We start from the raw sequence: 12,816 nt of genomic DNA, 5'->3' as shown, positions 1-12,816 counted from the left end.
TAATAATTCCCATCCGCACGGTAAAATTGCGCTAAATCAAACTTGCCCTTGGTAGCATCACAAAAGCCTTTTTAAGCCCCGGTTGCCGATCTATGCTCATAAACAAGCATTATAAATGCAACTTTAAAAAGGAAGCGATTATGTTTTGTGTGCAATGTGAACAAACTATCCGTACCCCGGCAGGCAACGGCTGCTCTTATGCCCAGGGTATGTGCGGCAAAACGGCGGAAACCTCCGACCTGCAAGATCTATTGGTCGCGGCGTTACAGGGGCTTTCCGCCTGGGCGCTGCAAGCCAGGGCGCTCGGGATCGTCGATCATGATATCGACAGCTTTGCCCCGCGTGCTTTCTTCTCTACCCTGACCAACGTCAACTTCGATTCAGATCGCATTATCGGTTACGCACGCGAAACCATCGCCCTGCGCGAATCTCTGGCCACCCGCTGCCGTCTGCTGGACGCCAGCGTCCATGTTGAACACCCATTGGCCAGTCTGCAGCTGGCCGGCGATGATATGCCTTCGCTGCTACAGCAGGCCGCGCAGTTTGCCCTCAATACCGATAAAGCCGAGGTCGGCGACGATGTACACGGCCTGCGCATGCTGTGCCTGTACGGCCTGAAAGGCGCCGCGGCCTATATGGAGCACGCTCACGTACTGGGCCAGTCCGATGACCAGATCTACGCCGACTACCACGCCTTTATGGCCTGGCTCGGCACCCAGCCGCGCGACGTGGATACCCTGCTGAACAACGCCATGGGTATCGGCAAAATGAACTTCAACGTGATGGCGATCCTCGATCACGGCGAAACTCAGGCTTACGGCGATCCGGTGCCAAGTGCGGTGAACGTTCGTCCGGTGGCAGGCAAAGCCATTCTGATCTCCGGCCATGATCTGAAAGATCTGCGCATGTTGCTGGAGCAAACCGAAGGCCAGGACGTGAACGTTTACACCCACGGTGAAATGCTGCCGGCGCACGGCTACCCGGAACTGAAAAAATTCAAGCATCTGGTGGGCAACTACGGCAGCGGCTGGCAGAACCAGCAGACCGAGTTCGCCAAATTCCCCGGCCCGATCCTGATGACCTCTAACTGCATTATCGATCCGAATGTCGGTAACTATGGCGATCGTATCTGGACGCGCAGCATCGTCGGCTGGCCGGGCGTCAACCATCTGGAAGGGGACGATTTCAGCCAGGTGATCGCTCAGGCGCAGGGCATGAGTGGTTTCCCCTATAGCGAAATCGAACATATGATCACCGTCGGCTTCGGCCGCCAGACGCTGCTCAATGCCGCCGATACGGTGATCGACCTGGTGTCACAAAAGAAACTGCGTCACGTCTTTTTGGTCGGCGGCTGTGACGGTAGCCGCGATGAGCGCAGCTATTTCACCGACTTCGCCCGCAGCGTTCCACAAGACTGCCTGATCATGACGCTGGCCTGCGGCAAATACCGCTTCAACAAGCTGGATTTCGGTACTCTGGAAGGGTTGCCACGCCTGTTGGACGTCGGTCAGTGTAACGACGCCTATTCCGCCATCATGCTGGCGGTCAAACTCGCCGACACCCTCGGTTGCTCGGTCAACGAACTGCCACTGAGCCTGGTGCTGTCGTGGTTTGAGCAAAAGGCGATTGTCATCCTGCTGACGCTGTTGTCATTGGGGGTTAAAAACATTGTTACCGGGCCAACCGCGCCGGGCTTCCTGACCGACAACCTGATGGCGATCCTGAACGAAAAATTCGGTATGCGCCCGATCACCACCGTAGATCAGGATCTGCAAGCCCTGCTCGGCTAATGCTGCTGTTTCTCGGGGCCGCAGATGTCGGCCCCTTTGCTTTTGAGGTGCCCAATGACCCAACCCAGCCCACTTTGCCCCAACCGCATGCAGGTGCATTCGATCCAGCAGGAAACCGCCGACGTCTGGACGCTCAACCTGATCTGCGATGTTTTTTACCCTTATCAACCCGGTCAGTTTGCGCTGGTCAGTATCCGTAATAGCGAAGACACTCTACGCGCCTATACGCTCTCCTCTTCGCCCGGCCAGAGCCGTTTTCTCAGCATCAGTGTACGTTGCCTGCCGGACGGCGTGGGTTCGCGCTGGTTAACCGGCGAAGTCAAACCCGGCAACACGCTGTGGCTGTCCGATGCGCAAGGCGAGTTCAGCTGTGAACAACATCCGGCCGATCGTTACCTGATGCTGGCGGCCGGCTGCGGCGTAACGCCGATCATCTCCATGTGTCGCTGGCTGGTGGCCAATCGCCCGACCTGTGATATCGCAGTGATCTTTAACGTACGCACTCCCGCCGATACCATTTTTGCCGAGCAATGGCGCGAGTTATGCGCCACGCACCCGCAACTGCGACTGACGCTGATGGCCGAACAGGACATTCAACCAGGCTATCTCAATGGGCGAATCAGTGCCGAAGTGCTGCGCCAGGCGGCGCCGGATATCACTGAGCGCACCGTGATGACCTGCGGCCCGGCCCCCTATATGGCTCAGGCAGAACGGCTTTGCCTGCAGCTGGGCGTAGCGGCCGACCGTTTCCATAAAGAGCAGTTCCATACCCCGGCAGCCACCGATGGCGAACAGGGCGAAGGATTAACCTTGCGCACCGCCCGCCCGCTGCGTGAGTTCCGCGTACCGGTCGGCAGCACATTGCTGGCGGCAATGGAAGCTCACGCGCTGCCGGTCAACGCCGCCTGCCGCGCTGGGGTGTGTGGTTCATGTAAAACCCGCATCCTCGAAGGTGACTACACCACCACCAGCAGCATGACGCTGACGGCGGCTGAAATCGCCCAGGGCTATGTGCTGGCCTGCAGTTGCCAACTGCAAGGTGACGTCACCCTCGCCTGATGCTTTCTGCCCCGTCGGCCACGATGGGGCATTTATCGGCAAGCAGGCTTTACCTTCCCCTTCTACACTTTCCCGGTTCCATGTTCGTTACTGCGTTTATTTGAGAAAGACTGATAAGTCATACCCAATAGATTTCAAGCCACGGCCAGGCGGCACACGCAGTGGTTTGAAAGATAAAGGGACCTTTACAACGCTTGGGGGAATTATGAAGCAAACTATAGCCACACTGATCGCCAAAACTCTGGAACAGGCCGGTGTGAAACGCATTTGGGGCGTCACCGGCGATTCGCTCAACGGCCTCAGCGACAGCCTGCACCGTATGGGCACCATCGAATGGCTGGGAACCCGCCATGAAGAGGTCGCCGCCTTCGCCGCCGGAGCAGAAGCCCAGTTGACGGGTCAGTTGGCGGTCTGTGCCGGCTCCTGCGGCCCCGGTAACCTGCATCTGATTAACGGTCTGTTCGACTGCCACCGCAATCATGTGCCGGTATTGGCGATTGCCGCACACATTCCCTCCAGCGAGATCGGCAGCGGCTATTTCCAGGAAACCCACCCGCAAGAACTGTTCCGCGAATGCAGCCACTACTGTGAACTGGTCTCTAACCCGGAACAGTTGCCCCGGGTACTGGAAATCGCCATGCGCAAGGCGATCCTCAATCGCGGCGTGTCGGTGATCGTCCTGCCGGGCGACGTGGCGCTGCGGATGGCACCGGAAGACGCCAGCATGGTGTGGCACACCCCGGCACTGCCGCTGGTGCAACCGCCAATGAGCGAACTGAACAGGCTGGCGGAGACCCTGAACAAGGCGAAGAACATTACGCTGATGTGCGGCAGCGGTTGCGCCGGCTCCCATGACGAAGTGGTCAAGTTGGCCGAACTGTTGCAGGCTCCGGTGGTTCATGCACTGCGCGGTAAAGAGCATATCGAATGGGACAACCCCTACAGCGTCGGCATGACCGGGCTGATCGGTTTCTCTTCCGGCTACCACGCCATGATGAACGCCGATACGCTGGTATTGCTTGGTACCCAGTTCCCGTACCGTGCCTTCTATCCGACCAATGCCAATATCATTCAGATCGACATCAACCCCGGCAGCATCGGCGCACACTGCCCGGTCAATATGGCGCTGGTGGGGGATATCCATACCACCCTTACCGCCCTGTTGCCGCAGATAGAACCCAAAAGCGACCGTGCGTTCCTCGACAAGGCGCTGGAGCACTACCGCACTGCGCGCAAGGATCTCGACGGGCTGGCGACGGCCAATGACGATCAGCCGATTCACCCGCAGTATCTGGCGCAACAGCTCAGCCAATACGCCAGCGATGACGCCATCTTCACCTGCGACGTCGGTACGCCAACGGTGTGGGCCGCTCGTTATCTGAAGATGAACGGCAAACGCCGCCTGCTCGGGTCGTTCAACCATGGCTCGATGGCTAACGCCATGCCACAGGCGATTGGCGCACAGGCCACCGAACCGGGCAAACAGGTGATCGCCATGTGCGGCGACGGCGGCTTCACCATGTTGATGGGGGATTTCCTGTCGCTGGCCCAACTGAAACTGCCGGTCAAGATTGTGATTTTCAACAACAGCGTACTGGGCTTCGTGGCGATGGAAATGAAGGCCGGTGGCTACCTGACTGACGGCACCGATCTGCACAATCCTGATTTTGCGGCGATTGCCAACGCCGCCGGCATCAAAGGCATTCGCGTGGAGAAAGCTTCTGATTTGGATGGGGCGCTGCAGGAAATGCTGGCGCATCCCGGCCCGGCACTGCTGGACGTCGTCACCGCCAAACAGGAACTGGCGATGCCGCCGCAGATCAAATTCGAGCAGGCCAAGGGCTTTAGCCTGTATATGCTGCGCGCCATTATCAACGGCCGCGGTGACGAAGTGGTCGAGCTGGCAAAAACCAACTGGTTGCGTTAATAATCGAGTCCTCTTTCAGCTAAAACTATCTCCAACAAATTTCAAGTTGCAGCCAACAACGCTGCGGCTTGAAAGATGAAGGGGAAAAGGATTTTTATGCTTATCGATCTACGCAGTGACACCGTGACCCGCCCCAGCGCCGCGATGCGCGAGGCCATGGCCCAGGCAGAAGTGGGTGATGATGTTTACGGCGATGACCCCACGGTCAACGCTCTGGAGGCAGAAGCGGTCCGTCTGTCCGGTAAAGAGGCGGCGCTGTTCTTGCCAAGCGGCACTCAGGCCAACCTGGTGGCGCTGCTGAGCCATTGCCAGCGCGGTGACGAGTACATTGTCGGCCAGCAGGCGCATAACTATAAATACGAGGCCGGCGGCGCGGCGGTGCTCGGCAGCATCCAGCCACAGCCGATTGAAGCTAACCCGGACGGCACCCTGCCACTCGATAAGGTCGCGGCGGCCATCAAACCCGACGATATCCACTTTGCCAGAACGCGCCTGCTGAGCCTGGAAAACACCATCAGTGGCCGTGTGCTGCCCTTGGCGTACCTGCAGCAGGCCTGGCAATTCAGCCGCGAGCATCAACTGGCATTACACATCGACGGCGCACGTATCTTTAACGCCGCCGTCGCGCTGAATGTGCCGTTGAAAGAGATTGTGCAGTACTGCGACACCTTCACCATTTGCCTGTCGAAAGGGCTGGGCGCGCCGGTGGGTTCGTTGCTGTGCGGCAGCGAAGCCTTTATCCAGCAGGCCCTGCGCTGGCGTAAAATGACCGGCGGTGGCCTGCGGCAGGCCGGTATTCTGGCTGCGGCCGGTCTCTATGCGCTGGAGCACAATGTCGAACGCCTGCGTGAAGATCACGACAATGCCAAATGGCTGGAACAACAACTGCAGCGGATTGGCGTTGAGATCGTTGAACCGGGCGCGCAGACCAACGTACTGTACCTGCGCCAATCACCAGAACAGGCAGCCAGGCTGGGTCCCTGGATGCATGAGCGCGGCGTGCTGATCAGCAGCGGTCCACTGACGCGCATTCTGACTCACCTTGACGTCAGCCGTCAGGATTTGCAGCAAGTGGTCGATTTATGGCAGCAGTTCCTCAGGCAGCACGCCTGAGTGCTTGTCTGTACGGGGCGTCAACGCGCCCCGCATTCAGAGTATCCAGCGGCCATAGACCCAGTACCAAATCGCCAGCGTCGCCACAATATTCAGCACCACGCTGACGATAAACCAGGTTTTGAACGGCTGTTTCTGGGTTTTATGGCGAAAGACCTGCTGCGCAACTATCGCTCCCATCCAACCGCCCACCAGCCCGAACACCAGCAGCGTGCTTTCCGGCACCCGCTGCCAGCTTCTGCGTGCAGCAAACTTATCCGCACCGTAGACCACCAGCGTCAGCAGGTTAGCCAACAACCACCACATCCAGATCGGATGCAAGAAAAACAAACTGGCGATCAGCGCCAGTCCCAACAGGGCATAACAAACAGCATTGAGTTTCATATCTTCCGGCTTAACGCAGACAAACGGCGGGTAGTGTGACGCCCCCCGTCAGCGGATGCAATGCCCGCATAACCACACAAAAAGTGCATTTAAACCACGAGTTTGGCATCCTGTGACTATGCTAAACAGACTTTCACCGCAAAGGCGGCGCTAATGACAGCTCAACGCGTACTGGTTCTTGGGGCCAGCGGCTATATCGGCCAAAACCTGATCCCCCACCTGATTGAACAGGGACATCATATTACCGCCGCCGCGCGTCGTATCGAATGGCTGCAGGAACAGCACTGGCCGCAGGTTAACTGCCAATATGTCGACGTTTACCGGCCGGAAACCCTGGCCGCCGCGCTGTGGGAGATCGACGCGGTTTATTATCTGATCCACGGTATGGGCGACGGCGATGATTTTATTGAAAAGGAACGCCAGGCCGCTGAAAACCTGCGTGATGCGCTGCGCAGTTCCAGCGTCAAACAGGTCATTTTTCTCGGTGCATTGCAACCCGAGGGCGACAGCTCGCCACACCTGGTGGCACGCAAGCTGACCGGGGAGATCCTGCGTCAGAGCGGTGTTCCCGTCACCGAGCTAAGAGCCAGTATTATTGTCGGCCCCGGCTCGGCCGCGTTCGAAATCATGCGCGATATGGTCTACAACCTGCCGGTGCTTACACCGCCGCGCTGGGTACGTTCCAAATCTTCACCGGTGGCGTTGGAAAACCTGCTGGTATATCTGGCCGATCTGCTGGCGCATCCGGCGGAAGAAAACCGCATTTTTGACGTCGCCGGCCCGGAGTACATCAGCTACCAGACCATGTTTGAACGCTTTATTGCCATCAGCGGCAAGAAACGCTGGCTGATCCCGATTCCTCTGCCGACCCGTTTTATCTCGGTCTGGTTTATCAGCATGATCACCTCGGTGCCCACGTCTATCGCCAACGCGCTGATCCAGGGGTTGAACCACGATCTGCCCGCCGACGGCAAACCGCTACAGGCGTTAATCCCGCAGACGCTGCAAACCTTCGATCAGGCGGTGACGGCCACCCTGCAACGTGAAGAAGAAGTGGTCGATTCCGCCGACTGGGGTTACGACCCGGAAGCGCGGGCGCGCTGGCGACCGGGCTATGGTTTTTATCCGAAGCAGGCGGGTTGCTCGATAGAAACCCAGGCATCCAGCCAGGCCCTGTGGCATACGGTGCAGCAACTGGGGGGCAAAGAGGGCTATTTTTACGCCAATATCCTGTGGCAGATCCGCGCACGTATGGACGATATGATTGGCAATCGCGTGGTTTATGGCCGTCCGCTGCGCGACACGCTGGAGGTTGGCGACGTCGTCGACGGCTGGAAGGTGATCACCCTCAAACCACAGCGGCTATTGGCACTGCTGTTTGGCATGAAAGCCCCCGGCCTGGGCCGCCTCGCTTTCACCATCAAGGATCACGGCGACCATCGTACCCTGGACGTACGAGCCTGGTGGCACCCCGCCGGGTTTAGCGGGCTGCTGTATTGGTTCGCTATGATGCCCGCTCATCTGTTTATTTTTCGCGGTATGGCACGGCGTATTGCCAAACTGGCCGAAGAGCATCCGCGCAATATGCCCTGACCATCGCTTATTTGTCGATCAACCGCACACTTTGCTGCTGCGGTTAGGCCCTTTCCGATTGCATAGAGCACGAAATAACGGAAGAATGGCATCTTATTTGCTGGAACGCCGCTGAAGGCCGTCAGCATTCTGATTTTTGGTGAGAATAGAGTTCGTTATGAAGGTATTGGTCACCGGTGCAACCAGTGGGTTAGGCCGTAACGCCGTTGAATATCTGCGCCGTCAGGGCATTAAAGTGCGCGCCACCGGTCGCAACCAGGCGATGGGCAGTCTGCTGGAAAAAATGGGTGCGGAATTCATTCATGCCGATCTCACCAATCTGATCTCATCGCAGGCCAAAGCCATGCTGGCCGATGTGGACGTGCTGTGGCACTGCTCCAGTTTCACTTCCCCCTGGGGTACCGAAGAAGCCTTTGAACTGGCCAACGTGCGCGCCACCCGTCGCCTGGGCGAATGGGCGGCGGCCTACGGCGTTTCGCAGTTTATCCATATCTCTTCGCCGGCTGTTTACTTCGACTATCATCACCATCGCAATGTTACCGAAGACTTCCGCCCTGTACGCTATGCCAACGAGTTTGCCCGCAGCAAGGCCTCCGGTGAACAGGTGATCCAACAGTTGGCGCTGTCCAACCCGCAGACCCACTTCACCATCCTGCGCCCTCAGGGGTTATTCGGACCGCACGACAAGGTGATGCTGCCGCGTCTGTTACAGATGATCAAACGCTATGGCAACCTGCTGCTGCCACGCGGCGGTGCCGCGCTGGTGGACATGACCTATCTGGAAAACGCAGTGCACGCCATGTGGCTGGCGACCCAGAAAGAAAATACCCCGTCGGGCCGCGCCTACAACATCACCAACCAGCAGCCGCGTCAGCTACGCAGCGTGGTGCAGCAGTTGATCGACGAGTTGGGCATGAAGTGTCGGATCCGCTCGGTCCCCTACCCAATGCTCGACATGATGGCGCGTGGCATGGAAAAGCTCGGCAGCAAAAGTGAAAAAGAGCCGGTACTGACCCACTATGGCGTCGCCAAGCTCAATTTTGATCTGACGCTGGACACCACACGTGCCCAGCAAGAGCTGGACTACCGGCCAATTATTTCGCTGGATGAAGGTATCTCGCGTACCGCCCGCTGGCTGAAGGATCACGGCAAGCTGCACGGCCTGTAATTAACGGGCGGCTCCGTATTTCAGCAACAGCGCATCGACAATCGCCTCACTCTCCGCATCCGGCTCACCGCGATAATCGCTGGGCCGGAAATGCATCTGAAACGCCGCCAGCACGTTTTTTTGCTGCCTGACATCCCAGCGCGCATCAATGCCGTAACCGTAACTCGCCAGCTTGGCCATCAACGGTGCCAGCGGCACTTCGGCATGCTTATCCCGCCCGCCCAATAGTTTCTGCACCTGCCCCTCATCCGGCCAGGCACCTATGCCCGCCTGCGCCAGTTGCTGCCAGGGGAATAACGGACCGGGATCCTGCTTGCGCTGCGGCGCAATATCGCTGTGCCCTACCACGTCCGTCGGCTGAATGCCGTATCGCTGAATAATATCGCGGCTCAGTGGGATCAACAGGGCAATTTGCTGTGGCGTATAGGGCTGCCAGTGGGTAAACAGCAGGGTTTGGTTGAACCCGCGATTGACGATCTCAATACCGATCGAGGTGTCATTGAGGTTGGTTCTGCCGCGCCAACTGCTGGCCCCGGCATGCCATGCTCGCAGAGCTTCCGGCACCAGTTGAAATGCCACCGGTTTGCCCTGAGCCAACGGCGGGTGCGCCGGCAACAGATAATGCGCACTGACGTGTTCATCCGTCAGGGTTTTCAATGAGGAGTGGAAGTCTTCGGCGGTGTAATGCATCACCAGAAAACGAATGCGCTGGTCTGCGCCCTGGGCCTGATGCAGCGTTTCTAGCTGATAGCCACCATGATCGACGATGGTGTTCTGCGGCATGCTTTGGCAGCCTGCGAGCAGCGCCACGGCAAATATCCCTGGCCAAATTTTCACGAATCCCTCCTGTGTTAGCTACGCCGAATTTGTTACCCGGATTGATTAACTTGCATCCAATAATCAAGTTATTCAATAAATGATGACAGAGATGCCAGATGCCAGCCTCATCATTATGACGCCCCGGAGATTACCGGGGCGTGAAAGAAGGGATTAACGACTGACTTTCACTGCGGTGCCGCTGACGGTCACCATCAGCATGCTGCTGTCTTTACCCACGGTTTCGTAATCGATATCAATCCCGACCACTGCGTTGGCGCCCAACTCTTTTGCCTGCTCTTCCAGTTCCTTGAAGGCGATCAGACGCGCTTTACGCAGCTCTTTCTCATAGGCCCCGGAACGGCCGCCGACGATGTCACGCACGCCGGCAAAGAAATCACGGAAAATATTGGCACCCAAAATAGCCTCGCCGGTGACAACGCCGCAGTACTCGGTAATAGTAAACCCTTCCAGGGTCGGGGTGGTTGAAAGCTGCATTAAAACTCCTTGCTGATTGATTCATGGCATTTATCTGACCATCGTTTTAGCATTATGTTCTGTATTGAAATGGCACGCACTACGAATGCAAGGCCAGAAATCGCATTTATACTGTAGGCTAGTGGTCTTCATGGTAGAGACTTTCACATAAGGTAATGAGATGAAAACAAAAACGATTGCGGCTGTTTTTCCCTTAGCGCTGTTACTGAGTGCCTGCACCACCGTTGAACCGGCATTCAAGGATATCGGCACCCGTACCGGCGGTTGTGTGGAAGGCGGCCCGGATGCGGTGGCCCAGAAATTTTACGATTTGCGCCTGCAACAAGGTGCCGGTACTACCCTGCCGGACAGCAACCGTCTGGCGCAATTGCAGCCTTACCTGAGTAAAGTGCTGTACCAGGATCTGGTAACTGCTAACCAGAATCCGGGCAAACATCAGGTCACCGGCGATCTGTTTACCGGCAATGCTCAGGGGCCGACCAGCGCCACCGTCGCCAGCGCGTCGACCATTCCTAATACCGATGCCAAAAATATCCCGTTGCGCGTTCAACTCAGCTACCAGAAAGACGGTGGCAGCGCAGTCAACTGGCAGGATGAAGTGCTGATGGTGCGCGAAGGCACCTGTTGGGTCGTGGACGATATCCGCTATCTGAACGTGCCACCGCACGCTGCCAGCGGTACGCTGCGTCAGGTATTGGAAAACCAGTAAGCCAACTCAACCACCGGTGCCCTTGGGTACCGGTAGTTAGATAAATGCCTTGATTACGCGCAATATTTGTTCAATTTGAGAAATTTCGCTACCTGCCTCACAGCATGCACGACAAATCCCCCCTTCGAACCTGACTCGCGGTATCTTGTGCTATTCTTTTACTATTCTGCCGCGCAGTAATAAATTTTAACGCACAAAGATTGCATAAGTATTCTGTGGAAGTTAACATTCGCGGCATCAATATCTATTCAATTCTGGCGCATGAGCATTCAACTTAACGGTATCAATTGCTATTACGGCGCACATCAGGCGCTGTTTGACATCACGCTGGATTGCCCAGCAGGGGAAACCTTAGTGCTGCTGGGTCCAAGCGGCGCGGGGAAAAGCTCGTTATTGCGGGTGTTGAACCTGTTGGAAATGCCGCGTTCGGGCCAGTTGCAGATCGCCGGTAATCAATTCGACTTTAAGCAGGCTCCGGGCGAAAAAGCCATTCGCGAGCTGCGGCAGAACGTCGGCATGGTATTCCAGCAATACAATCTCTGGCCTCACCTCACCGTGGTGCAAAACCTGATCGAAGCGCCTTGCCGCGTGCTGGGCCTGACCAAGGCTCAGGCGATGGAGCGTGCCGACAAGCTGCTCAAGCGCCTGCGTCTGACCGACTTTGCCGATCGTTTCCCGCTGCACCTATCCGGTGGCCAGCAACAGCGTGTGGCCATTGCCCGTGCGCTGATGATGGAACCGCAGGTATTGCTGTTTGATGAACCGACCGCCGCATTGGATCCTGAGATCACCGCGCAAATCGTCAGCATCATTCGCGAATTGGCCGGCACCGGGATCACCCAGGTGATCGTGACCCACGAGGTGGAAGTGGCGCGTAAAACCGCCAGCCGCGTGGTGTACATGGAAAACGGCCACGTGGTGGAACAAGGCGATGCCAGCCACTTCAAGAATCCACAGACCACCGAGTTTGCCAATTACTTATCACACTAACAATTTTACTTGCTGTAATTTGGGGAGTTTGCGATGAAAAAACTAATAATCGCCGCCGTTCTGGCCGGCATCAGCGTTTCCGCCTCTGCAGCCGAAACCATCCGTTTCGCTACCGAAGCTTCTTATCCTCCATTTGAATTTATTGACGCCGGCAACAAGATCCAGGGCTTTGATGTCGATCTGGCCAATGCGCTGTGTAAAGAGATGCAGGCCGAGTGTACCTTCACCAATCAGGCCTTTGACAGCCTGATCCCAAGCCTGAAGTTCAAGCGCTTCGACGCGGTGATGGCCGGTATGGACATCACGCCTGAGCGTGAAAAGCAGGTGCTGTTTACCAAGCCGTATTACGACAACTCCGCGCTGTTTGTTGCCCAGAAAGGCAAAGTGGCTGACGTCGCTGCGCTGAAAGGCAAGAAAGTGGGCGTGCAGAACGGCACCACTCACCAGAAATACCTGACCGATAAGCACCCGGAAATCACCACCGTGCCTTACGACAGCTATCAGAACGCCATTCTGGATCTGAAAAATGGCCGTGTCGATGCGGTATTCGGTGACACTGCGGTGGTTAACGAATGGCTGAAACAAAACGCGGCACTGGCCGCCGTGGGCGACAAAGTGACCGATAAAGACTACTTCGGTACCGGCCTGGGCATTGCCGTTCGCCAGAAAAATACCGATCTGCAGGGCAAATTCAATGCCGCTCTGGACAAGATCAAACAGGATGGGACTTACGAAACCATCTACAAAAAATGGTTCCAGCAGTAATCAC

12 protein-coding genes are annotated in these 12,816 nt (G+C 57.0%); 9 read left to right on the top strand and 3 right to left on the bottom strand.

Going from position 1 to position 12,816, the window contains the following annotated elements; all coding sequences use genetic code 11:
- Window positions 1–140: 140 nt before the first annotated feature.
- The 4 genes from hcp to ltaE all read left to right on the top strand — a co-directional run bounded on the left by hcp (window position 141) and on the right by ltaE (window position 5,889).
- On the top strand, window positions 141–1,790 hold the full coding sequence (gene hcp / locus ACNT1W_RS10470; protein WP_017892245.1) for a hydroxylamine reductase: 1,650 nt from the start codon (window positions 141–143) through the stop codon (window positions 1,788–1,790).
- Between the two features lie 54 nt (window positions 1,791–1,844).
- Window positions 1,845–2,849 carry an NADH oxidoreductase gene (gene hcr, locus ACNT1W_RS10465; protein WP_135344452.1) on the top strand — a complete coding sequence of 335 codons (1,005 nt, stop codon included), beginning with the start codon at window positions 1,845–1,847 and terminating at the stop codon, window positions 2,847–2,849.
- Window positions 2,850–3,054: 205 nt separating this feature from the next.
- Window positions 3,055–4,776 (top strand): ubiquinone-dependent pyruvate dehydrogenase, encoded by a 1,722-nt coding sequence (gene poxB, locus ACNT1W_RS10460; protein ID WP_017892243.1) that lies wholly within the window; start codon window positions 3,055–3,057, stop codon window positions 4,774–4,776.
- 96 nt (window positions 4,777–4,872) lie between these two features.
- Window positions 4,873–5,889, top strand: a complete 1,017-nt coding sequence (gene ltaE / locus ACNT1W_RS10455; protein WP_419246744.1) for a low-specificity L-threonine aldolase — start codon at window positions 4,873–4,875, stop codon at window positions 5,887–5,889.
- A gap of 36 nt (window positions 5,890–5,925) precedes the next feature.
- On the opposite strand, the gene ACNT1W_RS10450 is transcribed toward ltaE, so the two are convergent.
- Complete coding sequence (locus ACNT1W_RS10450) at window positions 5,926–6,273, bottom strand: DUF1294 domain-containing protein (protein WP_017892241.1); 348 nt, start codon at window positions 6,271–6,273, stop codon at window positions 5,926–5,928.
- Between the two features lie 153 nt (window positions 6,274–6,426).
- On the opposite strand from ACNT1W_RS10450, the gene ACNT1W_RS10445 reads away from it, so the two are divergent.
- Together ACNT1W_RS10445 and ACNT1W_RS10440 are read left to right on the top strand one after the other, a co-directional pair.
- The gene (locus ACNT1W_RS10445) at window positions 6,427–7,866 is read left to right on the top strand and encodes a DUF2867 domain-containing protein (RefSeq protein WP_419246743.1); all 1,440 of its coding nucleotides are present in this window, start codon (window positions 6,427–6,429) and stop codon (window positions 7,864–7,866) included.
- Window positions 7,867–8,023: 157 nt separating this feature from the next.
- On the top strand, window positions 8,024–9,034 hold the full coding sequence (locus ACNT1W_RS10440; RefSeq protein ID WP_419246742.1) for an NAD-dependent epimerase/dehydratase family protein: 1,011 nt from the start codon (window positions 8,024–8,026) through the stop codon (window positions 9,032–9,034).
- Here ACNT1W_RS10440 and ACNT1W_RS10435 read toward each other — a convergent pair whose 3' ends face one another.
- Together ACNT1W_RS10435 and ACNT1W_RS10430 are read right to left on the bottom strand one after the other, a co-directional pair.
- Complete coding sequence (locus ACNT1W_RS10435) at window positions 9,035–9,871, bottom strand: N-acetylmuramoyl-L-alanine amidase (RefSeq protein ID WP_419246741.1); 837 nt, start codon at window positions 9,869–9,871, stop codon at window positions 9,035–9,037.
- 153 nt (window positions 9,872–10,024) lie between these two features.
- Window positions 10,025–10,348, bottom strand: coding sequence for a heavy metal-binding domain-containing protein (locus tag ACNT1W_RS10430; protein ID WP_012006091.1), 324 nt, complete (start codon window positions 10,346–10,348; stop codon window positions 10,025–10,027).
- A gap of 160 nt (window positions 10,349–10,508) precedes the next feature.
- Here ACNT1W_RS10430 and ACNT1W_RS10425 point away from each other — a divergent pair, with 160 nt between their 5' ends.
- The 3 genes from ACNT1W_RS10425 to artJ all read left to right on the top strand — a co-directional run bounded on the left by ACNT1W_RS10425 (window position 10,509) and on the right by artJ (window position 12,812).
- Window positions 10,509–11,057 carry a lipoprotein gene (locus ACNT1W_RS10425; protein ID WP_012006090.1) on the top strand — a complete coding sequence of 183 codons (549 nt, stop codon included), beginning with the start codon at window positions 10,509–10,511 and terminating at the stop codon, window positions 11,055–11,057.
- Window positions 11,058–11,318: 261 nt separating this feature from the next.
- The gene (artP, locus tag ACNT1W_RS10420) at window positions 11,319–12,047 is read left to right on the top strand and encodes an arginine ABC transporter ATP-binding protein ArtP (protein WP_012006089.1); all 729 of its coding nucleotides are present in this window, start codon (window positions 11,319–11,321) and stop codon (window positions 12,045–12,047) included.
- A gap of 33 nt (window positions 12,048–12,080) precedes the next feature.
- On the top strand, window positions 12,081–12,812 hold the full coding sequence (gene artJ / locus ACNT1W_RS10415) for an arginine ABC transporter substrate-binding protein (RefSeq protein WP_012006088.1): 732 nt from the start codon (window positions 12,081–12,083) through the stop codon (window positions 12,810–12,812).
- Window positions 12,813–12,816 lie beyond the last annotated feature (4 nt).

Origin of the sequence: Serratia sp. NFX21, from assembly GCF_048517035.1 — a bacterium.
Classification (GTDB): Bacteria; Pseudomonadota; Gammaproteobacteria; order Enterobacterales; family Enterobacteriaceae; genus Serratia; species Serratia quinivorans.
This window is presented reverse-complemented; position numbering and strand designations above follow the sequence as displayed.

Coding starts and splice junctions, on each gene's coding strand:
- hcp (WP_017892245.1), top strand. CDS start 141: ATGTTTTGTGTGCAATGTGAACAAACTATCCGTACCCCGGCAGGCAAC.
- hcr (WP_135344452.1), top strand. CDS start 1,845: ATGACCCAACCCAGCCCACTTTGCCCCAACCGCATGCAGGTGCATTCG.
- poxB (WP_017892243.1), top strand. CDS start 3,055: ATGAAGCAAACTATAGCCACACTGATCGCCAAAACTCTGGAACAGGCC.
- ltaE (WP_419246744.1), top strand. CDS start 4,873: ATGCTTATCGATCTACGCAGTGACACCGTGACCCGCCCCAGCGCCGCG.
- ACNT1W_RS10450 (WP_017892241.1), bottom strand. CDS start 6,273: ATGAAACTCAATGCTGTTTGTTATGCCCTGTTGGGACTGGCGCTGATC.
- ACNT1W_RS10445 (WP_419246743.1), top strand. CDS start 6,427: ATGACAGCTCAACGCGTACTGGTTCTTGGGGCCAGCGGCTATATCGGC.
- ACNT1W_RS10440 (WP_419246742.1), top strand. CDS start 8,024: ATGAAGGTATTGGTCACCGGTGCAACCAGTGGGTTAGGCCGTAACGCC.
- ACNT1W_RS10430 (WP_012006091.1), bottom strand. CDS start 10,348: ATGCAGCTTTCAACCACCCCGACCCTGGAAGGGTTTACTATTACCGAG.
- ACNT1W_RS10425 (WP_012006090.1), top strand. CDS start 10,509: ATGAAAACAAAAACGATTGCGGCTGTTTTTCCCTTAGCGCTGTTACTG.
- artP (WP_012006089.1), top strand. CDS start 11,319: ATGAGCATTCAACTTAACGGTATCAATTGCTATTACGGCGCACATCAG.
- artJ (WP_012006088.1), top strand. CDS start 12,081: ATGAAAAAACTAATAATCGCCGCCGTTCTGGCCGGCATCAGCGTTTCC.